Genomic DNA, 21,925 nt, shown 5'->3' on the forward strand with positions numbered 1-21,925 from the left:
CGGCGGGTCGGCCGGGCGAAGCCCGGACGAAATCACGTCTCCGGCGGCCAGGGACGCAGGCCCTCGGCCTCTATCCAGGCCGCGACCCAGGCGGGCAACGCGGGGCTCTCGCGGCGCACGCCCATTTCCGCCAGCACGTCCGCCACCGGCACGATCCCCGCCTTCGAGGTGACGGCCGAACGGATCACCTGCTGGCTGGTGCAGTCCTCGCCCTTCCACATGCTCTGCTCCATGTAGAGAAACCGCGCGTCCCAGCCGATGCAGCGGGTGCGGATCGTCACCCGGTCGAAGGCGCGGACCCGGCGGCGGTAGCGGATGGCGCTGCCCGCGACCGCGACGCCCCAGCGGCGGCGGGAAAGCGCTGCGTTGAAACCGGTGCGCATGCCCAAAGGCACGCGGCCGAGGTCGAAGAGCGTCAGCGTCCGGCCATTGTTCAGTTCCAGAAAGAAATCGAGATCCCAGGGCCAGCAGATGTGATGGCTCACATGCGTATCGAGAAGCCCGATCGCCGGTTGGCGACGGCTGATCCAGATTTCCTTCGCCATGCGCACGAACGGATACATTGCCTCACCCTGCGATTGCGTCCCCTCTGCCTGACAAGGGGTGACGCAAAGGTCAACCGGCGACGTGACGTTATCGGCGGCGCAGCCTATCGGCTTGCGGGCGGCAGGCTGAGCCTTTACCTCTGGCCGAAAGCGGCAGGAGAGGCAGATGGTTTCGCTCTATCAGGCATTGGACGTGATCCTTCAGGTCATCTGGTTCGTGATGATCGCCCATATCATCCTGTCGTGGCTTCTGAGCTTTCAGGTGCTGAACCCGCGCCAGCCGCAAGTCGCGCAGATATGGTTCGGCCTCAACCGGCTGCTCGAGCCGATCTACGCGCCGATCCGCCGCTTCCTGCCGCAGACGCCGGGGCTCGACCTTGCGCCGCTCGTCGCCTTCGTCATCCTGATCATCCTGCGCCAGGTGCTCCATAACAATCAGGGCTTCTTCTACAGCTTCTGACCCCAGATGAAACCCGCCGCCGCGGACCTTCTTGCCTCCGTCTTCGGATTCCGTGCCTTCCGGCCCGGTCAGGAGGAGATCGTGGCCGAGGTCGCGGCGGGGCGGAACGTTCTTGCCATCATGCCCACGGGCGGCGGCAAGTCCCTGTGTTTCCAGTTGCCCGCCCTCATCCGTCCGGGGGTGACGGTCGTCATCTCGCCGCTCATCGCCTTGATGCGCGATCAGGTGCGCGCCCTTCGCGAAAGCGGGGTCGAGGCGGGGGCGCTGACCTCGGGCAATACCGGGGAGGAGACCGAGAGTGTCTTTCAGGCGCTGGACGAGGGGCGGCTGAAGATCCTCTACATGGCGCCGGAACGGCTCGCCTCGGGCGGCACGCTCCAGCTTCTGCGCCGGATCGGCACCACGCTCATCGCCGTCGACGAGGCGCATTGCGTCAGCCAGTGGGGCCATGATTTCCGCCCCGATTACCTGCGCATCGGCGAGTTGCGCCGGACGCTTGATGTGCCGCTCGCCGCCTTCACCGCGACGGCGGACGAGGAAACGCGGGCCGAGATCGTCGCGCGGCTGTTCGATGGCGCCGCCCCCCGGACCTTCCTCAGGGGCTTCGACCGGCCGAACATCCATCTGGCTTTCGGCGTCAAGGATCAGCCACGCAGCCAGATCCTGGCCTTCGCCGAGGCCCGACGCGGGCAATCGGGCATCGTCTATGTCGCGACCCGGGCCAAGACCGAGGTGCTGGCGCAGGCGCTGCGCGAGGAGGGTCACGCCGCCTGCCATTATCACGGCGGCATGGAGGCCGAGGCCCGCCGCGAGGCCGAAGCGCGGTTCCAGCGCGAGGACGGGCTGATCGTGGTGGCGACCGTGGCCTTCGGCATGGGGATCGACAAGCCCGATATCCGCTGGGTGGCCCATGCCGACCTGCCGAAATCGATCGAGGCCTACTACCAGGAAATCGGCCGGGCGGGCCGTGACGGGGCGCCCGCCGAGACGCTGACGCTTTACGGACCGGAGGATATCCGCCTGCGAAGGGCGCAGATCGACGAAGGGCTGGCGCCGCCGGAAAGAAAGGCCGCCGACCATGCGCGGCTCAATCACCTTCTGGGGCTGGCCGAGGCGACCCACTGCCGCCGCCAGCTGCTGCTTTCCTATTTCGGCGAGGCGTCAGACCCTTGCGGCGCCTGCGACCTGTGCGATGCGCCGCCCGAGACCTTCGATGCGACCGATGCGGTCAGGAAAGCCCTGTCGGCGATGCTGCGAACCGGCGAGAGCTATGGCGCGGGCCATCTGATCGACATCCTGACCGGCACGCTGACCGACAAGGTGCGGGGGCGGGGGCACGAGGCGCTGCCGACCTTCGGCGTCGGGCGCGACCTGACGAAGGCCGAGTGGCAGGCGGTTTTCCGGCAGATGACCGGTCGCGACCTGATCCGCCCGGATGCCGAACGCGCGGGCGCCTTCCGCATGACCGAGGCCGCGCGCCCGATCCTGCGCGGCGAGGAGCCGATCACCCTTCGACGCGACACGATCCGCAAGGCCGTGGCGCGGCCGATGGCGAAGGCTCTGGTGTCGGAGGAGGACGCGCCGCTTCTCTCCGCGCTGAAGGCCAAGCGCCGGGCCTTGGCCGAGGCGGCGCGGGTGCCCGCCTACGTGATCTTCCCCGACCGGACGCTGATCGAGATGGCCGAGGCGCGGCCCGCGACGCTCGATCAGATGGCGCAGGTGTCGGGCGTGGGGGCGAAGAAGCTGGAAAGCTATGGCGCGGCCTTTCTGGAGGTCATCACCGGCGCCGTGGAGCGGCTGCATCCGGCGCGGGCGAGGATCGCCGGGCGACCCGAGGCCGATCTGTATGACCGTCTGAACCAGGCGCAGGCGCGGCTTGCGCGCGGCGAGGACGGCTTCGCCAAGCCCCTGTCCTGCACGCCTTCGGCACTCAGACGGATCGCCGAGACGCGGCCGCGCGATCTGGCGCAGCTGGGCCGGGTGGGCGGCCTCGATGAGGCCAAGCTCGACCGGTTCGGGCAGGCGTTTCTGGAAGAACTTGCCCGAGGTTGAGCGGCGCCCCTGATGGGGCGCCGCCCGTCGTCAGATTGCCGTCAGGCCGCGATCGTGCCGTCGCCCACGACCGCGACCGAGAAGGCACCGTCGCCCGAGGCTTTCGCGCAATTGATGGTCGAGGTCAGCGCGCCGGAGGTCGCCTGCGAGCTCATCGCATTATGGCTGTCGGTATCTTCCGCGACCTGTTCTGCCGAGACGTCGAATTCCGTCCAGACATTGTTGTCGACCGAGATCGAGGTCAGTGGCGATTCGGTGCCGAAGGCCACCTTGGGCGTCGTCGTCGCGCCGTTCTCATAGCTGTAGCGGAAGCCGAGCTGGCAGCCGACAAGCGCCATGTCCTTCTTCTGGCCGGTGACGATGCCGAGCGTGCGGTAGACCGCTGTCACGCCATTGGTCTGGGGAATGGCGATGGCCGGATTGATCTCGTCCGTCCAGCCGCTGATCTTGCCATGGACCTCGTAGTGATCGACCCATTTCAGCTTCTGCGACGTGTTGTTGACGACGAAGGACATGATGTAGGCGGGCTTCAGCATGAAATAGAGGAAGGGCACCAGCACGGCGACGACAATGGCCACGACAAGAGCCACGACCGGCCCCGCGCCGCCCGCCGCCGCGATGCCCGCGACGCCCGCCTCGACCACCGCCGTGGCGCTGCCGATGGTGATCGCGGCGGTGGCGAACATGGCGGTGAAGCCCGCTGCGGTCATCAGATAGCAACCGGCGTTGTACATCTGCACCGAGATCTGCGTTTCGTCCTGCATGTCCTTGATGAAGGCGAGCGAGTTGACCATCGTGGTCATCGTGTTGATCAGATCGTCGCCCGACTGCGTGGTCAGCGTGGTGAATTGCGAGGGCAGAAGCGAATAGACCCCGCCGCCGGTCGGGTCGGAGCCGGTCAGCTTGCGGTATTCGGCGAAGGCATGGGTACGCAGTTCCTCGCAGATCGCCATCCGCTCCTTGTCGGACCTGGCGGCATGGAGGCGCCGCGAATGGTCGGGAAAGGTTTCGTCGAAAATCTTCTTCGCCGGGGCGAGAAGCATCTGGAGTTTTTCGTTCTGGTGCGAAATTTCGGTGAGTGCAGAAGCCATCTTTAACCTTCCATGTCTGGCACCGGACTGGTGCGGTGCCGACCCTGGAGCGGCGCGCCTTACCTTGGGGTTAAGAGGTGCGGCTTTCGGAAGTCATCGTAAATGAAGGGTTTTTCAGGCATCGGCCCGAATGAACGGCATGGCGGCGCCGGACCGCCGCCGGAAAGCGCTGCGGCAGGTCAAGATCCGTGATGTCCGGCGGCGGCCCTAAGCGTCGGGTGCGTCTGCGGCGGGCGGGCGGGCGCCCTTGGGGCAGCTTGCCACGATCTGCTCGCCGATGGCGGCCTTCTTCAACGGCTTCGTCAGATAGTGATCGACGCCCGCCGCGATGATGCTGTCGCTGTCGCCGTCCATCGCATGGGCCGTCATCGCGACGATGGGGACATGTTCGCCAAGGCCCGCCTCGGCCTCGGCGGTGCGGATGGCGCGCGTCGCCTCGCGCCCGTCCATCCCCGGCATGGAAATGTCCATGAAGATCAGGTCGGGCCGGAAGGTCCGCCAGTGCTCGACCGCCTCGCGGCCGTTTTCGGCAAAGACAAGGTCGATGTCGAACGCCTGCACCATCTTGCGGAACACCAGCTGGTTGGTGCGGTTGTCCTCGGCCGCAAGGACGCGCATCCGCCTGAGGCTCGCCGGTTCCACCCGGGTTGCGGGCGGTGGCGGCGGTTCGGCGGGGCGGGCGGTTTCCGACAGGTCCTGCAGCCTGCGGAAGAGATCCGATCGCAGGATCGGCTTCTGCATCAGCCCCTGCACCAGCCCCGCCGAGGTGCGGATGTTCATCGGCGCGGTGCTGTAGAGGAGGATCGGCCCGAGATAACCCGCGCCGCGCAGCTGGGCAGAGATTTCCACGCCCCGGCCCGGGCCGGAGGCGCCGTCGCTGAGATCCTGGTCGACCATCACCAGATCGAAGCCGGGCCCGCGCCCCATCAGGTTGACCGCTTCGGCGGCCGTGCGGCAGCTCTCGACGCCGAGGCCCATGCCTGCGAGCTGGCGCGAGAGGATCTCGCGCCCGAGGAGTGCCGCGTCGAGCACCAGCGCCCGCCGGAGCGTGATCGGCCTGTCCGCGGGTTCCTCGGGCAGGGGTTCCGCCGCTTCGACGGCGATGCGGAAGCCGAAGCAGGACCCGCGCCCCGGCTCGCTGTCCACCCAGATCTCGCCGCCCATGAGCTCGACCAGCTGGCGGGTGATGGCAAGGCCGAGGCCGGTGCCTTCGAACTTGCGGTTCGACTGATCCTCGACCTGATTGAACTCGCCGAAGATATGGCCGACATGTTCGGGCGCGATGCCGATGCCGGTATCCTCGATCGAGATATGCAGATCGTAGCGGCCACCGTCGAGCGGCATGCCCACGACACGGGCCAGCACATGACCCTCCTGGGTGAACTTCACCGCATTGCCGATGAGGTTGGTCAGGATCTGGCGCGTGCGGCCGGGGTCGGCGACATAGCGGGTCGGAAGGAACAGGTCGAAATCGAGATTGAGGCTGACGCCCTTTTCGCGCGCCGACGGCTGGAGAAGCAGCATCACCTCGTGCAGGCAATGTTCGAGGTCGAACGGTTCGGGATAAAGCCGCAGCTTGTCGGCCTCGGCCTTGGAATAGTCGAGCACATCGTTGATGATCTGCAAGAGCGCCTCGCCCGAGGATTTGATCGTCTCGGCGAAAAGCTTCTGTTCGTCGCTGAGGTTCGTCTCGCACAGAAGGTCGGCCATGCCGACGACGCCGTTCATCGGTGTGCGGATCTCGTGGCTCATATTGGCAAGGAAGGCCGATTTGGCCCGGCTTGCCGCCTCGGCCTTGGCGCGCGCCTCCTCCAGCTCCGCCTCGCGGCGCATGACGTCGGTGATGTCGGAGATGAGGCAGACGAGGTCGCCCGCCTCGCCGCGCCGGTCGATGAATTTCACGAACCGCCCGTCGGTCAGCTTCACCGTCTTCGGCGGGATATCGTCGCGCATCAGCCGGGCGATCATCTCGTTGTGCCAGTCATGTTCGTCGCCGCCGTCGAGATCGACGATTTCCTTCTGCGCCAGCATGCGGATCAGGTGATCGTAGCTTTGCCCCGCCTGCAATTCGCACCGGCCGCGGAAGAGCGCGACGAAGGCGCCGTTGGCGATGATGAGCCTGAGATCGGCATCGAAGACCGCAAAGCCGTCGCGAATGGTTTCCAGCGCCTCCCACAGGCGGCGCTGCGCCTGCTTCAGCGCGGCATGGGCCCGTTCCAGTTCCGATTCCGCCTGCGCCGTGCGGCCTTTCAGGACCTCGCGCTCGCTTTCGGCCTCGGCGAGGCCGTGGCGCTGTTCAAGCACCGTGTCCGACAGGTTGCGCGCGTGATCTGAAAGCCGCGCGTTCGCCTCGTGCAGTTCGCGCGCCTTCTGGTCCAGAAGCCTTTCGGCCGCCAGCCGTGCCCGCCTTTCCCGCACCAGTTTCTCGGCGATGTTCACCGTCCGCTCCCGTCTCGCGTCCCAGCTATCGGCGCAGTCTCGCCGGGCAAGGTAAAAAAGGCGCTAAACGCGTGAAAGGTATGGAATACCGCCAAGCGGCCGCATTGCCTTCACCGGCCGCGCGTGGCACGCTCCTGGCGCTAACGGTGGAGGGTTCGATGCGCGTCTCTGATCTACTCACGGTTGTCGTGGCGGCGGTACTGGCAACGGGCGCGCTGGCACAGGACCGGGCGCTGATCCCCGAGAAACGTCTCGTGCTGACCGAGAATACCGATTTCTACGGATCGGACCTGAAATCGCTGTTCGACACATCGCTCGATGCCTGCGCAGAGGCCTGCTTCGCCACCGACGGCTGCGCGGTGATGACGTTCAACGCCAATGCCAATGCCTGCTTTCTGAAAAGCGATGTCACCGAGATGAAGCCCTATCAGGGCGCCTTCTCCGGCTGGGTCAGGGTTGCCGACGACAAGGCGATGATCGTGGCGCCGAAGCGGGCGTCGGAGCTTTCGTTCCTTCAGGACGCGGATTTCGATCAGGCGCTTCAGCAGGCGCGCGATCTCGCGACGACCCATATCACCGGCGAATGGCCGGCCGAGGACCTGCTGAAGGCCGCTTCCCAGGCGCGCGCGGATGGCGATTACCTCGGTGCCTCGCGCTTTCAGGGGGCGGCGCTCAATCTGACGGATGCCGCCAATCAATGGGTCGAATATGCCGACCTTCTGCTCTCGATCCAGACCAACGACTGGAACGAACGGCAGTCGAACGGCTGGCGGGCGCTGTCAGCCTCGGTGAACGGCTATCTGAGGTCCGACGGGCCGGCGCTGCAGGCCACCGCATTGATGGTGATGGCACGGGCGCTTGAGGCGGTAGAGCGCGGCCGCGACATGATCCCGGCGCTGCATCTCGCGCAGGAAATCGCACCGCGCGACGATGCGGCGGCCCTTCTGGAAGATGCGATCGGCAAATACGGCTTCCGGATCGAGGAACACCGGGTCGACAATGATGGCGCCGAGGCGCGCATCTGCGCGACCTTCAACGGGACGCTCGCGCTTTCCGGCGTCGATTATGCGCCCTATGTGGCGCTGCCCGAGGCGGGGCTTGCGGTCGAGAATACCGACAATCAGATCTGCGTGACCGGGGTCGAGCATGGCAAGCGCTATCAGTTGACCTTCCGCGAAGGGCTGCCTGCCGCCGACGGCGAGGCGCTGGCCAGGGACATCACCATCAGCGCCTACGTCCGCGACCGCGCCGCGTCGGTTCGCTTCCCGGGCCGCGCCTATATCCTGCCGCGCGCGCAGGAGGCGGGCATCCCGGTCGAGACGGTCAATGCGCCGAAGCTGGACCTGAAGCTCAGCCGCGTGTCGGACCGCAATCTTGTGGCGGCCTTCCGCGAGGATCTGATCGCCCGACCGCTCGACTATTGGTCGGCGGATTATTTCAACAGCCAGTATTCCGAAGAGGTCTGGACCGGCGAGGCGGACACCGCGCAGGCCGAGGCCAACCGCGACGTGACGACGCGCCTGCCGCTTGACGCGGTCTTGAAGGATCTGGGCCCGGGCATCTATGCGCTGCAGGCGACGGTGCGCGACAGCGACCCCGAGCAGGTGCCGCCCGCGACCCAGTGGTTCGTGATCTCGGACCTTGGTTTCACCACGATGCAGGGCACGGACGGTCTGCATGTCTTCGTGCGCAAGCTTGGCGATGCCTCGGCAGCGGAAGGGGCGACGGTGACTCTTGTGTCGCGGGCCAATTCGGTGATCGGACAGGCCAGGACCGACAAGGACGGCTATGCGCGGTTCTCCGGCGGCCTCGTTTCGGGCACCGGCGGATCGGCGCCCGCCGTTGTCACGGTGGAAGAGGGCGAGGATTTCTCGTTCCTGTCGCTGACCGAGCCGGAATTCGATCTGTCCGACCGGGGTGTGGCGGGGCGGCCCGCCGCGCCTGCGGTCGATGTGTTCCTGTCGACCGATCGCGGGGCCTACCGCGCGGGCGAGACGGTCAATGCGACGATCCTTGCGCGCGACGCAAACATGGTGGCGATCGAGGGGCTGCCGCTGACGGTGCGGATCATGCGGCCCGACGGCGTCGAATACAGCCGCCAGCTTGCGCCCGACGCGGGCGCGGGCGGGCGGGCGGTCAGCTTCGCCATCGCCGGTGCAGCGCCGCGCGGCACCTGGCGGATCGAGACCTTCGCCGAGGACGAGAACAGCCTGCTCGCCTCCCAGACCTTCCTCGTGGAAGATTTCCTGCCCGAGCGGATCGATTTCGATCTGACGGCTGTCGATGGGCCGCAGCGGCAGGGCTCCGAAGCGGAAATCGGCATCGACGCGCGCTATCTCTTCGGGGCGCCGGGCGCCGATCTGCCCATCGAGGGCGACTACCGGATCAGCGCCTTGTCCGAGATGCCGGATTTCCCCGGCTATCAGTTCGGCCAGTATGACGTGCCCTTCTCGACCACCTATGACACGCTCTATGACACGGGTACGACCGATGCGGACGGCAAGGGCACCGTCTATGTCTCGCTGCCCGATCTGGGCGCCGAGGCGAAGCGGCCGCTCACGGTGCGCTATGCGATCCGGCTGACCGAAGGGTCGGGCCGCCCGGTCGAACGGACGGTCGAACGGCTTCTTCTGCCCGCGGCGCCGGTCGTCGGGATCAAGCCCGCCTTCGAGGGCGGCGTGTCGCCGCAGGGGGCCGATGCCGCCTTCCAGCTGATCGCGGTCGGGCCGGATGGGCAGGCAGCGCCCCTGAAGGTGAAGTGGAAGCTCAACCGGCTTGAGACGCGCTATCAGTGGTATTCGCTTTACGGCCAGTGGAACTGGGACGTGACGACGACCCGCACGCTGGCCGCCTCGGGCGAGGCGGAACTGGGCGCGGAACCGGAAACGGTGTCGGGGCAGGTCGACTGGGGCGAGTATGAGCTGGTCGTCGAAAGCACCGACGGCTCGCAGAGCGCGGCCTCCTACAGTTTCTATGCGGGCTGGTATGTGCCCGCCGATGCGGCCTCGACGCCCGACACGCTGGAACTGGCGCTCGACAAGCCCGCCTATCTTCCGGGCGAGACCGCGACAGTCAGGATCGTGCCACGCGCCGAAGGCGTGGCGCTGATTTCGGTCATCTCGAACCATCTGATCGCGATGAAGGCCGTGCCGGTGAAAGAGGGCGAGAATAGCGTCGAGCTGCCGGTGACAGACGATTGGGGCGCAGGCGCCTATGTGACCGCCTCTGTCATCCGGCCGATGGATGCCGCAGCGGGCCGGACGCCCGCGCGGGCGCTGGGTCTATCTTATGCCAAGGTCGATCCGGGCGCGAAGCGTCTGGCGACCACGCTTGAGGTCGCGGCCGAGGCCGACCCGCGCGGGCCCTTGCCGGTGGCGGTGAAGGTGGATGGCGTGGCCGCGGGCGAAAAGGCCTGGGTCACGATTGCCGCCGTGGATGTGGGTATCCTGAACCTGACGGCGTTCGAGGCGCCGGACCCCGAGGACCATTATTTCAGCCAGCAGCGGCTCGGCATGGCGATCCGCGATGTCTATGGCCGGCTGATCGACGGTCAGAACGGCGCGATGGGCGTGGTGCGGTCGGGCGGTGACGCGGGTGGGGTGAAGCTGAAATCCCCGCCGCCGACCGAGGAACTGGTCGCCTATTTCACCGGCCCGGTCGAGGTGGGCGCGGATGGCTATGCGCGGACCGAATTCAACCTTCCGTCGTTCAACGGCACGGTGAAGGTGATGGCGGTCGCCTGGTCCAAATCGTCGATCGGGCAGGCGGAACAGGATGTTCTGGTACGCGATCCGGTGGTGGTGACGGCCTCGGTCCCGCGCTTCCTCGCGCCGGGCGACACATCGACGCTGCGGCTGGAGATCGTTCATGCCACCGGCCCGGCCGGGCGGATGGGGCTTGATGTGACCTCCGATGGTCTGACGCTGGGCGATGGGCCTTCGGGCCTCGATCTCGCGGAAAAGGCCAAGGCAAACCTGTCTATTCCGTTCACGGCGCCGGATACGGAACAGGACGCCACTATCCGCGTGGCGCTGACCACGCCCGACGGCAAGCAACTGGTGAAGACCCTCACCATTCCGGTGCGTGACCTCAGCCCCGAGACGATCCGGCAAAGCCAGTTCACGCTCGCGGCAGGCCAGTCCTTCATGCTCGACGCCAATGTCTTTGCTGACTTCCAGCCCGGAACCGCCAAGGCGACGCTGGCGCTCGGCCCGATCGCGCGGTTCAACGCGCCGGGCATCCTCGCCTCGCTCGACCGCTATCCCTATGGCTGCACCGAGCAGATGGCGTCGAAGGCGCTGCCGCTTCTCTATTTCGAGGAGCTGGCGAGCGCGATGGGCAGCCTGGGCGAGACCGGAGAGATCCGCACCCGCGTGCAGGAGGCGATCGGCGAGATCCTTCTCAACCAGTCTTCGAACGGCGCCTTTGGCTTGTGGTATCCGGAATCGGGCGACATGTGGCTTGACGCATTCGTCACCGATTTCCTCAGCCGGGCGCGCGCGGAAGGTTATTACGTGCCCGACATGGCCTTCCGCAATGCGCTCGACAATCTTCGCAACCAGATCAACTACCAGCCCGATTTCGACGCGAACGGCGGGCCGGTGGCCTATGCGCTTATGGTTCTGGCGCGGGAAGGTGCCGCAGCGATGGGTGATCTGCGCTATTATGCCGATGTGAAGGCCGATGCGTTCGACACGCCGATCGCGGCGGCGCAGTTGGGCGCGGCGCTCGCCTCCTACGGCGACCAGACGCGGGCGGATGCGCTTTTCAGGCGCGCGGTCGAGATGGTGACGGTGAAGCTTGAGGCGCAGGGATCGGCGCCCGAGGCACAGGTCTGGCGCGCCGACTATGGCACCAACCTGCGGGATGCGACCGCGGTTCTGGCGCTGGCGGCAGAGGCGGGTTCGACCGCCGTCCCCGCCGACCGGATCGGCCAGGCGGTGGCGGCGCGGCTTCTGTCGCGCTCGCTTTCCACGCAGGAGGCGACATGGGCGCTATTGGCCACCCATGCCTCGCTGTCGGGGCAGGCGGCTGACCAGTTCTCGGTCAATGGCGAAGCCTTCACCGGCCCGCTCGTCCGGGTGATCGAGGATCAGACGGCGGGCGGCGCCGCGCAGGTGATCCGCAACGAAGGCGGAAGCGAGGCGACGCTGACGCTGACCACCTTCGGGGTGCCTGCGGCGCCGGAACCGGCGGGCGGCAATGGCTACCGGATCGACCGCAGCTGGTTCACCCTGGACGGCGCGCCGGTCGACCCGTCGGCGGTCAGGCAGGGCACGCGGCTTGTGGCCGTCGTCGAGGTCACGCCCTTCGGGTCCGGCGAGGCGCGGCTGATGGTCAACGATCCCCTGCCCGCGGGCTTCGAGATCGACAATCCGAACCTGATCCGGGGCGGCGACATCGCGGCGCTCGACTGGCTCTCGACCGTCGATTATCCGCGCAATGTCGAGTTCCGGCAGGACCGGTTCCTCGCTGCCGTCGACTGGACCTCGCCCGAGCCCTTCCGGCTTGCCTATATCGTCCGCGCCATATCGCCCGGCAGCTACGACCTGCCTGCCGCGACGGTCGAGGACATGTACCGGCCGGACTACAGGGCGCGCAGCACCGAGGGCCGCCTGACGGTGACCGAGTAACATGGGCCTCCGGGCCCTTCGCCCGGCCCCGCACCGGGCGCTCTTCCTCGCGGCGGCGATCCTCTTCGCCGCCGCATTCGCGCGTGACCGGCTGGATCAGTGGGTGGCGGCGACCGATCTGCCGCCGCTCGTCATCGATACGTCGGTCGAGGTGCGCGACCGTGACGGCGCGCTTCTGAGGGCCTTCACCGTCGCCGATGGCCGCTGGCGGCTCGATCCCGGGCCGGTCGATCCTTTGTTCCTGAAGATGCTTGTGGGGTTCGAGGACCAGCGCTTCCATGACCATTCCGGCGTCGATCCCGTTGCCATCGTCCGGGCAGGCCTGCAAGCTGTGTGGAGCGGCCGGGTCGTCTCCGGCGGCTCGACGCTGACCATGCAGGTCGCGCGGCTTCTCGAAGACAGCGGCACCGGGCGCTGGCAGGGCAAGCTGCGCCAGATGCGGCTGGCGCTGGCGCTGGAACGGCGGCTGACGAAGTCGGAAATCCTTGCCCTTTACCTGCGCATCGCGCCCTATGGCGGCAATCTCGAAGGGGTGCGGGCGGCCTCGCTTGCCTATTTCGGCAAGGAGCCGCGCCACCTGACCCCGGCCGAGGCCGCGCTTCTGGTCGCGATCCCGCAAAGCCCCGAGGCCCGCCGCCCCGACCGCTTTCCCGGTGCCGCCGCAGAGGCGCGTTCTCGGGTTCTGGCGCGGATGGAAGGGCAGGGGGTTCTGAGTGCCGAGCGGGTCGCAGCAGCAGAAACCGAACGCGTGCCTGACGCCCGCCGCCCCTTCCCCGACCATGCCGCGCTTCTGGCCGAGGCGCTCAGGCGCGCCGATCCGGTCAAGCGCCTGCATCTGACGACGCTCGACGGCGATCTGCAGGCGTCGCTGGAAAAGCTCGCCGCCGATGCTGCCCGGCGCGCCGGAGAACGGCTTTCCGTCGCGATCCTCGTCGCCGATCACCGGACCGGGGAAATCCTCGCCTCGGTCGGTACTGCCGACTGGGGTGACGAACGGCGCCAGGGTTTCGTCGACATGACGGAGGCCCTGCGCTCGCCCGGCTCGACCCTGAAACCCTTCGTCTATGCACTCGCGTTCGATCAGGGCCTTGCCCATCCCGAAACGCTGATCGACGACAAGCCGGTCGCCTTCGGCACCTATGCGCCGCAGAACTTCGACCGCGCCTTCAGGGGCACGCTGACGGTGCGCGAGGCATTGCAGGCCTCGCTCAACATCCCTGTCATCAGCCTGACCGATGCGATCGGCCCCGCGAACCTTCTGGCCGCGCTGCGCCGGGCCGGCGCCCGCCCGCAGATACCGGGTGGCCAGCCGGGTCTTGCCGTCGCCCTGGGCGGGCTCGGCATATCGCTGAGGGATCTCGTCCAGTGCTACGCGGCGCTCGCCCGCCTCGGCCGCCCGATCCAGCTCTCGGCGGAACCGGGCGGGGCGAGCGACCTGCCGCAACGCCTCTTCGCGCCCGAGGCGGCGTGGCTTGTGGATGACATCCTTGCAGGCCTGCCGCCGCCGCCCGGCGCGGCGCCGGGGCGGCTCGCCTACAAGACCGGCACCAGTTATGGCCACCGCGATGCGCTGGCGGTCGGATTCGACGGCGGCCATGTCGCGGGGGTCTGGATGGGCCGCGCCGACGGCACGCCGGTGCCCGGCGCCTTCGGCGGCGATCTGGCGGCGCCTCTCCTCTTCGAGGTCTTCGGGCGGCTGAAACCGCGCTTCGATCCCTTGCCGCCGCCCCCGCCCGCGACGCTGATCCTGCCGAACGCCCGCCTGCCGCAACCGCTGCGCACCTTCCGCCCGCGCGGCGCCGCCTTCGCCGACGCGGGCCCTGACGCGCCGAAAGTGGCCTTCCCGCCCGATGGTGCCACGCTCGACGCGCCCGACGGCGCGGTCACGGTCAAGGTCCGCGACGGCAGCGCGCCCTTCCTCTGGCTGGTGAACGGCGCGCCCGCCGCCCTCGGCCAGACCGGCCGCGAGAGCCTGCTCGCGCTAGGCGGTCCCGGCTTCTACCGGCTGTCGGTCATCGATGCCGAAGGCCGCAGCGCCGCCGTTGCCGTCACCGTGAACTGACCCTCCCCGCCTCATTCTCATGCGGACGGACGAAAAGGATCAGCTGGTTGCTGCTGACAGGATGTAATGCGCTGTCATGAGGTCGAGATGCGCGCCGCCACCGTTCTTGGACAGGGTGATCTCGTCGGCGGTCCGGCGTGTGAAGCGGCCGGACGGCAGGTCGTAGAAGTCGGCGACCACGTCCGCTTCGGTGATAGCGCCTTCCTTCAGCGGCACCATCAGCTCGCCGATATGGTGGAGCGTGGTGGCGCGGGCATCGACGAAGACGCGGGCGCGGGCGAACGTGTCACTGTCGCATTCGCGCATGTCGGGCCGGTAGGCGCCGATCAGGTCGAGGTGTGTGCCGGGCGAAAGCCAGGCGCCCCGGATCAGCGGCTCGGTCGCCATCGTCGTGGTGGCGATGACATGGGCGCGGCGGACGGCGGTTTCGAGGTCGGGCGCAGGCCGGGCGCCGGTCGCGTCGGCGAAGGCGCGGGCGGCGTCGGGATTGCGCGCCCAGACATGGAACCGGGCCTTCGGAAGGGCGGCCGAGTAGGCCTCGATCATCGACCGGGCGACGGCGCCTGCGCCGACGACAAGGATATGCTCGGCATCGGGCCGGGCAAGGCGACGGGCGGCAAGCAGGCTGTCGCCTGCCGTTTTCCATTTGGTCACCAGCTTGAAGTCGACCAGCGCCTCCAGCGCGCCGGTCTCGGCCGACATCAGGTTGACCGCGCCGTCGATTGCGTCGAGCCCCTTCGCGGGATTGCCCGGAAAGATCGTCGCGGCCTTCACCGCGATCCCCATGCCGGGGATCCAGGCCGAACGGGTCAGGAGCGTATCGGGCCCGTGGCGCAGGAGCGTATCGCCGACCTCTGCACGCGGCAGGGCATGGCCGGCCGCGAGCGCGTCGGTCAGGGCGAGCCAGTTCAGTTTCGCTTCGGCCTCGGGGCCGACGATGCGGAAGGTCACAGGCCTGCCTCCTTTTCCGTCAAGAGTTCCTCGGCCACCAGCCGCCGCGCCCAGCCCTGCCAGCCGTCGAACAGATGGGTGCGCCAGCGCCGACTTGTCGCGGCGGCGATATTGTCCGCCCGGTCATCGGTGAAGAGAAGGCTTTCAGGCGGCAGGCCGCAATCCTTTTCCACCATCTCGTAGATGCGCGGGTCAGGCTTGATGACGCCCATCCTGCCCGAGACATAGGCGCGGTCGAAGCTGTTCATGAAGTCATACTGGGTCTGTGCGTAGGCGAAGGTGTCGGTGCCGAAATTCGTCAGGGCGAAGACCGGCACGCCCTTGGTGCGCAGCGCGTCGAGGAGGCGGACGGACCCCGGAATCACCGGAGAGAACATGTCGATCCAGCGGTCATGCCAGATGCGGATTTCGGACGACCATTCGGGATGATCCTCGGCCCATTCCTCGACCGTCGCCAGAAAAGGCGCGCCGGTGTCGATGGCCGCGTTCATCCAGTGCAGGTCGATCTCGGCAAACAGCCGCTCGCGCCGCTCACGCCCGATCAGCCGGTCGTAGACCCGTTCGGGGTGCCATTCCGCCAGCACATTGCCGATATCAAAGATCACCGCTTGGGGCCGCGACATCCTGCACCTGTTTCCTGACCGTTTCCCGCCAGAGCGTATAAAGGCCCGCCCCGCAGATAAGTGCAATCCCCGCCCAGGCGGTCATGTCGGGCCATGTGCCGAAGAACAGCACCCCCCAGAGGATCGCCATCGGCATGCCCGCATATTCGAAGGGCGCGACCAGCGCGGCCTCGGTGGTGCGGTAGGCCTGGCTCATCATGAGCCCACCGATGCCGACGGCGAGGCCCGTGGCGATGAAATAGGGCCAGTCGGCGAAGGGCGGCCAGTGCCATTGCCTAAGGAGAAATGCGAGGGATGGGTCCGAGGTGCCTGAAAGGTGACCGTCTCCGACAACGAGACCCATCGTGGAAGACACGAATATGAAGCCCAGTTGCGTGTAGAAATTCAGCGTCATCGCGCTTTCGCTATCGCGCATGCGGCGGGTCATCATGTGGCTTGAGGCATAGCAAAGCGCGGAAATGAGGACGAGCAGCGTTGCCGGGTGGATGACGCCCGCGCCGGGGCGCAGCATCACGACGACGCCCACCATGCCCACCGCCACGGCGGCCCAGCGGCGGGGGCCGACCGGCTCCTTCAGGACAAGCGCGGACAGAAGCGTGATGAAGAGGGGGGCGACGAAGGCGGTCGCTACGGCATCGGCCAGCGGCAGGGCGGCGAGGCCGAGGAAATAGGTGACGTTCGACACCATCACGATCGTAACGCGGATCAGATGGTCGCGCGGGCGGCGGGTTGCGATCTGCCTGAGCCCGCGTTGCGACAGAGCCATCACTGTCAGGACCAGCGCCATGCCCACGAAGGCGCGGGTCAGGATGACCTGATGCAGGGCGTAGTTGCCGGAAAGCGCCTTGATGGCGAGATCGTTGACCGAGAGGACCAGCGCGCCGCCGAGTGCGAAGAATATGCCGCGGAGCGGCGTCGGAACGGGGCGGATGGCGCCGGGTGTCGCGGTCACATCTCGCCTCCGACCGGGGTTGCGGGGTCTTTGACGGACCGGTGCACCGTCTCGCGCCAGAGGACGTAGAGCCCCGCGCCGCCAATGAGCGCGATGCCGATCCAGGCGACCGTATCGGGCCAGGTGCCGAAGACCACGACCCCTGCAAGAATCGCGAGCGGCATGCCGAGATATTCGAAGGGCGCGACCAGCGCCGCCTCGGCCAGCCGATAGGCCTGGCTGACGAACAGACCGGCGAGGGCGACGGAAATGCCGGTCACGGCAAGGATTGGCCAGTCGGGAAGCGGTGGCCAGACCCAGGGCCGAAGGAGGAAGGCGATGGTGCTGTCGGGATCGCCGAGGAACCGCCCGTCGCCTGCCACGATGCCCATGGCAAGGCTGATGATCAGGAAGCCGACATGGAGGTAGATGTTCAGCGTCACGGTGCTTTCCGTCTCGCGCATCTGCCGGGTCATGAGCTGGCTGATGCCATAGCAGATCGACGACAGAAGGACGAGGATCGCCGCAGGCTGGATCGCCTCGGCCCCCGGACGCAACATCACCACGACGCCGATGAGGCCCGCGATAACCGCGCCCCAGCGATGGGGGCCGACTTTCTCGCCCAGGAAAAGCGCCGAGGCGCCGGTGATCAGCAGAGGCGCGACATAGGCGATGGCGAGCGCGTCGGCGAAAGGCATGGCGGCGAGGCCGGTGAAGAAGCAGACGTTCGACAGCATCACGATCATGGTGCGCCAGAAATGCGCGCCGATGCGGCGGGTGCGGAACTGGCGGAAATCGCCGTCCTGCCACAGGACGATCGCGATGAGCATCACGATGGCGACCAGGGTGCGGATCAGGATGATCTGGTGGAGCGCATAGCCCGACGACAGGAACTTGATCGCCACATCGAGGACAGTCCCGAAGAACACGGCGCCCAACATGCACAAGATCCCGAGAAGGGCGGCGCGGCTGGGATTCATGGCTGCCTCGCCGCGGCGCGCAGGGTCCGGTCCAGCGCATCGAGGAAGCGCGAGCGGTCCGCCTTCGAAAAGCCCTTGCCTCCGCCCTGCCGGAAGGGATCGGCGGCGCGCAGGTCGGCCATCAGGTCGCGGGTGGCGAGCACATTGCCGATATTGGCTTCGGTCAGCGTCTCGCCGTCATGTTTCAGCACCCGGGCACCCGCCGCCACGCATCTTGCCGCCAGCGGTATGTCGCCCGTGACCACCACGTCACCGGGCCCTGCGCGCTCGGCGATCCATTTGTCGGCTTCGTCCGGGCCTTCGGTGACATAGACCGTCTCGACCAGAGGATGGGCGGGCGGGCGTATACCGCCGTTGCAGACGAGCTTCACCGGCACCGAAAGCCGTTCGGCCACGCGCACGCATTCGTCCTTCACCGGGCAGGCGTCGGCGTCGATGAAGAGGGTCATAACCGGTCGACCGATACGGGAGGGTGCTGGATCAATCCTGAAACAGAGCCTCCGCATGGAAGGCCATGTGATCGGCCATGAAGGTCGAGACGAAGAAATAGCTGTGGTCATAGCCCGGCTGCATGCGCACAAGGCCGTTCTGCCGCCGCTCCATCATCGCCTGTGCCAGCGCTTCGGGTTTCAGGAGGTCGAGGAACTGATCCTTCGAACCCTGATCGATCAGCACCGGCCCGTCGAAACCGAGCCGCCGCATCAGGAGTGTCGCGTCATGGGCGGCCCATGTGCTTTCGTCGGCGCCGAGATAGGCGGTGAACTGCTTGCGGCCCCAGTCGGACTGGGTCGGGTTGGCAATGGGCGCGAAGGCCGAGACCGAGCGGAAGCGGCCCGGCAGCCGCATGGCGAGTGTCAATGCGCCATGGCCGCCCATAGAATGGCCGGTGATCGCCTGACGATCCTCGTCGACCGCAAAGGTGGCGGTGACGAGATCAGGCAGTTCCTCGGCCAGATAGTCCCACATGCGGAAATGGGTGGTCCAGGGCGCCTCGGTCGCGTTCACATAGAAGCCCGCACCCTGACCCAGATCATAGGCCTCGTCATTCGCCACACCCTCGCCGCGCGGGCTCGTGTCGGGGAAGACCAGCGCAATGCCATGATCGGCCGCCCAGGCCTGCGCGCCAGCCTTCACCATAGCGTTTTCGTGGGTGCAGGTCAGGCCGGAGAGGTACCAGAGCACCGGCACCGGCTCGTCCGCGGCTTCTTTCGGCAGGAAAAGCCCGAAGGTCATGTCGCAGGCGCAAGCGTCCGAACGGTGGGAATAGACCCCCTGGATGCCGCCGTAGCACTTGTTCTCCGATATGGTCTGCATTGGCCCTCCGATCAGGCGTTGGTGATCCAGGCCACGACCAGCGGGACGGTAAGGATGCTGGCCGCCGTGGAAATGAGGATGGATGCCGACACCCGCCGGGGGGCGATGCCGTAATGACTGGCAAGGATATAGACGTTGCCCGCGACCGGCAATGCGGCGGCGGCGATCATCACGCCCGCCGCGAAAGGCTCGACCGGATAGAGGCGGAGGGCCGCGAAAGCGACGGCGGCGGGGTGAAGGACGAGCTTGCAGAGGCTGAGCCAGAGCGCGGCGGCCGGGCGGTCAGCCGAGCGGCCGGAAAGCGAGGCGCCGATGGCGAAGAGCGCGCCGGGCGTGGCGGCGGCGCCGAGGATCGTCAGGAAATCGTCCACTGGCCGGGGCAGGGTGGGCGTGAAGAGCGACCAGATCATCCCAGCCAGCATCGAGACGATCATCGGATTCTTCGCCAGACCGCCGAGAAGGCTGCGGATGATGGCCGCGCCCACCTGCCGTTCACGGCTTGCGGTGACGATGAGAGTGATGAGCGATGAAAAGACGATGAGATCGACGACCAGACACATGAGGACCGGCCCGGCGGCCTGCGGTCCGAGGAGCGCGACGAGCAGCGGCACACCGAGGAAGCCCGTGTTGCCGATGATGGCGCATTGCGCCTCCATCGCCGCTTCCTCGATCTTCAGGCGGCGGGCGAGGGCGACGGCAAAGGCAAGGCCGTAGATGGCGAAACAGCCGGTCAGATAGGCCAGAACGAACGGCAGATCGAAGATGCCGGTGATCGGCAGGGTCGCGGCGAAGCGGAAGAGCATCGCCGACAAGGCGAAATAGAAGACGAAGCGGGTGAGCCATTCGGTGGCAACAGCCGGAAAGAAGCCCGTGCGCCCCGCGCCCCAGCCAAGGCCGATGAGCGCGAAGAAAGGCAGGGTTCTGAGGAAAATCTCCAGCATCTGTTCCCGCGCATACCATTCCGCCCGGGCCGGGACCAGAGGCGACCAGAGGGGCGGGACCCGGAGTTTTTGAAAACTCCGGGCCGATTTCTTTCAAAGAAATCGGCGGTCGCGCGGGGGGAGGGGTCAGCCCTTGTGAACCGACAGGATCTCGCCCAACGGTTTCTTCAGCTTGGCGACGGCGGGAACCGTCGCATCCGCCGCCGGATGGCCGACCGCGAGGATCATGATCGGCTTTTCGCTTTCCGGCCGCCCGCAGAGACCGTTCAGGAACCGCATCGGGTTGGGCGTATGGGTCAGACAGCAGAGCCCGGCCCGGTGCAGCGCGGTGATCAGCATGCCGGTCGCAATGCCCACGCTTTCGGGGACATAGTAATTCTTGTAGCGCTCGCCATCCTTCGTCACGCCATGGCGCTGGGCGAAGATGACAATGAGCCAGGGTGCGATATCGAGATGGGGTTTCGAGACGCCCGTGCCGATCGGTTCCAGCGCCTTCAGCCATTCATCGCCGCCGCCGCCCGCATAGAAATCCTTTTCCTCTTCCTCGGCCGCTGCCCTGATCTGCGCCTTCATCGCCGGGTCCGAGATCGCGACGAAGAACCAGGGCTGGTGATTGGCGCCCGAAGGTGCGGTTCCGGCCGCCTCGACACAGGCGCGGATCACCTCTTCCGGAACGGGGTCGGCGCAGAAATCCCTCACCGAATGGCGCTTTCGCAGATCGTCGCGAAAGGCCTCCGCCTCGCGGACAGCCTCGTCATCGGGGCGGCGGACGCGGTCGGGCAGGGGCAGCGGTTCGTAGCGGACTTGCTCGCGGAAATACATAGACGTCAGACCTCTCGATTCGGACCCGATATTACCCGCCGCCGATCAGGACGCCAGCAGCAAATACCAGCGCGCCGCCAAGGACGACCTGGAAGGTGGCGCGCAGGAAGGGCGTGTCCATATAGCGGTTCTGGATCCAGGCGATGGCCCACAGTTCGACGAAGACGACAGCGATCGCGATCGCTGTCGCCGTCCAGAAATCCGGGATGAGATAGGGCAGCGCATGGCCGAGCCCGCCAAGCGTTGTCATCACGCCCGAGGCAAGACCGCGCTTCCACGGTGCGCCGCGGCCTGAGAGGACGCCGTCGTCATGGACGGCCTCGGTGAAGCCCATGGAAATCCCCGCCCCGACCGAGGCGGCGAGACCGACAAGCAGCGTCGTGTGCGGGTCTTGCGTCGCGAAGGCGGTGGCGAAGATCGGCGCGAGGGTGGAGACCGACCCGTCCATCAGGCCGGCCAGTCCGGGCTGCACCCAGGTCAGCAGGAACTGCCGGTGGGCGGCGCTGTCCTCCTCCGCCCGCGCCGCGCCGTCCAGATGTCGTTCGGTCAGATCGCCGGCCTTGGCTTCGTGGCGCGCCTCGGCGGCGGCGAGGTCGCCCAGAAGCTTGCGGGTCGCGGCATCCCGGGTCTGCGCGGCGGCGCGCGTGTAGAAGCCGGCGGCCTGCGCCTCCATCGCCGCCGCCTCGGCCCGCATCCGGTCGAGCCCGAGATTTTCGACCAGCCAGACCGGCTTGCGGGCGTAAAATCCCGCCACATGTTCGCGGCGAAGGAGCGGTATGACCTCGCCGAAGCGGGCGCGGTGCCGCTCGATCAGCCACTGGCGGTGGGTATCCTCCTCGGCTGCCATCGCGTCGAAGATCTGCGCCGAGGACGGATAGTCCTGTCTCAGCCGTTCGGCGTAAGTCCGGTAGATGCGCGCATCGTCCTCCTCGGACGAGATGGCGAGCGCGAGGATTTCCTGTTCGCTGAGGTCGGAGAAGCGCCGCCGCGTCGCAAGGCCCGGGATCATGGATGCCTCCCTCTTTGGAATGATTCCAAACTAGGCGCCGATGTGAGGGAGCACAAGCCTGCGCCGTCGAGC

Annotated in this window: 16 protein-coding genes; 4 read left to right on the plus strand and 12 right to left on the minus strand. The window is 67.2% G+C overall.

Annotated features, from left to right (window positions below; all coding sequences use genetic code 11):
• Nucleotides 1–32 precede the first annotated feature (32 nt).
• Nucleotides 33–563, minus strand: a complete 531-nt coding sequence (locus tag P0645_RS08160) for an acyl-CoA thioesterase (protein ID WP_284164080.1) — start codon at nucleotides 561–563, stop codon at nucleotides 33–35.
• A gap of 148 nt (nucleotides 564–711) precedes the next feature.
• Between P0645_RS08160 and P0645_RS08165 the strand changes: the two genes are divergently transcribed.
• Together P0645_RS08165 and recQ are read left to right on the plus strand one after the other, a co-directional pair.
• Complete coding sequence (locus P0645_RS08165) at nucleotides 712–1,005, plus strand: YggT family protein (RefSeq protein WP_284164081.1); 294 nt, start codon at nucleotides 712–714, stop codon at nucleotides 1,003–1,005.
• A 6-nt stretch (nucleotides 1,006–1,011) separates the two neighbouring features.
• Nucleotides 1,012–3,057, plus strand: coding sequence for a DNA helicase RecQ (gene recQ / locus P0645_RS08170; RefSeq protein ID WP_284164082.1), 2,046 nt, complete (start codon nucleotides 1,012–1,014; stop codon nucleotides 3,055–3,057).
• A 41-nt stretch (nucleotides 3,058–3,098) separates the two neighbouring features.
• Here recQ and P0645_RS08175 read toward each other — a convergent pair whose 3' ends face one another.
• A complete protein-coding gene (locus P0645_RS08175; RefSeq protein WP_284164083.1) occupies nucleotides 3,099–4,148 on the minus strand; it encodes a hypothetical protein in 1,050 nt (349 codons plus the stop codon).
• 207 nt (nucleotides 4,149–4,355) lie between these two features.
• Nucleotides 4,356–6,587, minus strand: a complete 2,232-nt coding sequence (locus P0645_RS08180; RefSeq protein ID WP_284164084.1) for an ATP-binding protein — start codon at nucleotides 6,585–6,587, stop codon at nucleotides 4,356–4,358.
• A gap of 158 nt (nucleotides 6,588–6,745) precedes the next feature.
• Here P0645_RS08180 and P0645_RS08185 point away from each other — a divergent pair, with 158 nt between their 5' ends.
• Complete coding sequence (locus P0645_RS08185) at nucleotides 6,746–12,220, plus strand: alpha-2-macroglobulin family protein (protein ID WP_284164085.1); 5,475 nt, start codon at nucleotides 6,746–6,748, stop codon at nucleotides 12,218–12,220.
• Nucleotide 12,221: 1 nt separating this feature from the next.
• Nucleotides 12,222–14,282 (plus strand): penicillin-binding protein 1C, encoded by a 2,061-nt coding sequence (pbpC, locus tag P0645_RS08190; RefSeq protein WP_284164086.1) that lies wholly within the window; start codon nucleotides 12,222–12,224, stop codon nucleotides 14,280–14,282.
• A gap of 39 nt (nucleotides 14,283–14,321) precedes the next feature.
• Here the strand turns inward: pbpC and P0645_RS08195 are convergent, their stop codons facing one another.
• From P0645_RS08195 to mbfA, 9 genes are all read right to left on the minus strand, one after another.
• Nucleotides 14,322–15,233 (minus strand): ornithine cyclodeaminase family protein, encoded by a 912-nt coding sequence (locus P0645_RS08195; protein WP_284164087.1) that lies wholly within the window; start codon nucleotides 15,231–15,233, stop codon nucleotides 14,322–14,324.
• A complete protein-coding gene (locus P0645_RS08200; protein ID WP_284164088.1) occupies nucleotides 15,230–15,856 on the minus strand; it encodes an HAD family hydrolase in 627 nt (208 codons plus the stop codon). Before P0645_RS08200 ends, P0645_RS08195 begins: the two co-directional genes overlap by 4 nt.
• Nucleotides 15,828–16,808, minus strand: a complete 981-nt coding sequence (locus tag P0645_RS08205) for a DMT family transporter (RefSeq protein ID WP_284164089.1) — start codon at nucleotides 16,806–16,808, stop codon at nucleotides 15,828–15,830. Before P0645_RS08205 ends, P0645_RS08200 begins: the two co-directional genes overlap by 29 nt.
• On the minus strand, nucleotides 16,805–17,767 hold the full coding sequence (locus P0645_RS08210) for a DMT family transporter (RefSeq protein ID WP_284164090.1): 963 nt from the start codon (nucleotides 17,765–17,767) through the stop codon (nucleotides 16,805–16,807). The genes P0645_RS08205 and P0645_RS08210 overlap by 4 nt, the downstream gene beginning before the upstream one ends.
• A complete protein-coding gene (locus P0645_RS08215) occupies nucleotides 17,764–18,216 on the minus strand; it encodes a YaiI/YqxD family protein (protein WP_284164091.1) in 453 nt (150 codons plus the stop codon). The genes P0645_RS08210 and P0645_RS08215 overlap by 4 nt, the downstream gene beginning before the upstream one ends.
• A gap of 31 nt (nucleotides 18,217–18,247) precedes the next feature.
• Nucleotides 18,248–19,081 (minus strand): S-formylglutathione hydrolase, encoded by an 834-nt coding sequence (gene fghA / locus P0645_RS08220; RefSeq protein ID WP_284164092.1) that lies wholly within the window; start codon nucleotides 19,079–19,081, stop codon nucleotides 18,248–18,250.
• A gap of 11 nt (nucleotides 19,082–19,092) precedes the next feature.
• Nucleotides 19,093–20,022, minus strand: a complete 930-nt coding sequence (locus P0645_RS08225; protein WP_284164093.1) for an AEC family transporter — start codon at nucleotides 20,020–20,022, stop codon at nucleotides 19,093–19,095.
• 126 nt (nucleotides 20,023–20,148) lie between these two features.
• Nucleotides 20,149–20,844: a nitroreductase family protein gene (locus P0645_RS08230; protein ID WP_284164094.1), complete on the minus strand. Its 696-nt coding sequence runs from the start codon at nucleotides 20,842–20,844 to the stop codon at nucleotides 20,149–20,151.
• Nucleotides 20,845–20,875: 31 nt separating this feature from the next.
• A complete protein-coding gene (mbfA, locus tag P0645_RS08235) occupies nucleotides 20,876–21,853 on the minus strand; it encodes an iron exporter MbfA (protein WP_284164095.1) in 978 nt (325 codons plus the stop codon).
• Between the last annotated feature and the right edge of the window lie 72 nt (nucleotides 21,854–21,925).

Origin of the sequence: Frigidibacter sp. SD6-1 (genome assembly GCF_030143255.1) — a bacterium.
Classification (GTDB): domain Bacteria; phylum Pseudomonadota; class Alphaproteobacteria; order Rhodobacterales; family Rhodobacteraceae; genus TMP-24.

Excerpts from the sequence above, each read along its gene's own strand:
- P0645_RS08225 (WP_284164093.1), bottom strand. The coding sequence starts at position 20,022 with ATGCTGGAGATTTTCCTCAGAACCCTGCCTTTCTTCGCGCTCATCGGC.
- P0645_RS08185 (WP_284164085.1), top strand. The coding sequence starts at position 6,746 with ATGCGCGTCTCTGATCTACTCACGGTTGTCGTGGCGGCGGTACTGGCA.
- pbpC (WP_284164086.1), top strand. The coding sequence starts at position 12,222 with ATGGGCCTCCGGGCCCTTCGCCCGGCCCCGCACCGGGCGCTCTTCCTC.
- P0645_RS08200 (WP_284164088.1), bottom strand. The coding sequence starts at position 15,856 with ATGTCGCGGCCCCAAGCGGTGATCTTTGATATCGGCAATGTGCTGGCG.
- P0645_RS08175 (WP_284164083.1), bottom strand. The coding sequence starts at position 4,148 with ATGGCTTCTGCACTCACCGAAATTTCGCACCAGAACGAAAAACTCCAG.
- P0645_RS08210 (WP_284164090.1), bottom strand. The coding sequence starts at position 17,767 with ATGAATCCCAGCCGCGCCGCCCTTCTCGGGATCTTGTGCATGTTGGGC.
- P0645_RS08165 (WP_284164081.1), top strand. The coding sequence starts at position 712 with ATGGTTTCGCTCTATCAGGCATTGGACGTGATCCTTCAGGTCATCTGG.
- P0645_RS08160 (WP_284164080.1), bottom strand. The coding sequence starts at position 563 with ATGTATCCGTTCGTGCGCATGGCGAAGGAAATCTGGATCAGCCGTCGC.
- P0645_RS08215 (WP_284164091.1), bottom strand. The coding sequence starts at position 18,216 with ATGACCCTCTTCATCGACGCCGACGCCTGCCCGGTGAAGGACGAATGC.
- recQ (WP_284164082.1), top strand. The coding sequence starts at position 1,012 with ATGAAACCCGCCGCCGCGGACCTTCTTGCCTCCGTCTTCGGATTCCGT.
- P0645_RS08230 (WP_284164094.1), bottom strand. The coding sequence starts at position 20,844 with ATGTATTTCCGCGAGCAAGTCCGCTACGAACCGCTGCCCCTGCCCGAC.
- fghA (WP_284164092.1), bottom strand. The coding sequence starts at position 19,081 with ATGCAGACCATATCGGAGAACAAGTGCTACGGCGGCATCCAGGGGGTC.
- mbfA (WP_284164095.1), bottom strand. The coding sequence starts at position 21,853 with ATGATCCCGGGCCTTGCGACGCGGCGGCGCTTCTCCGACCTCAGCGAA.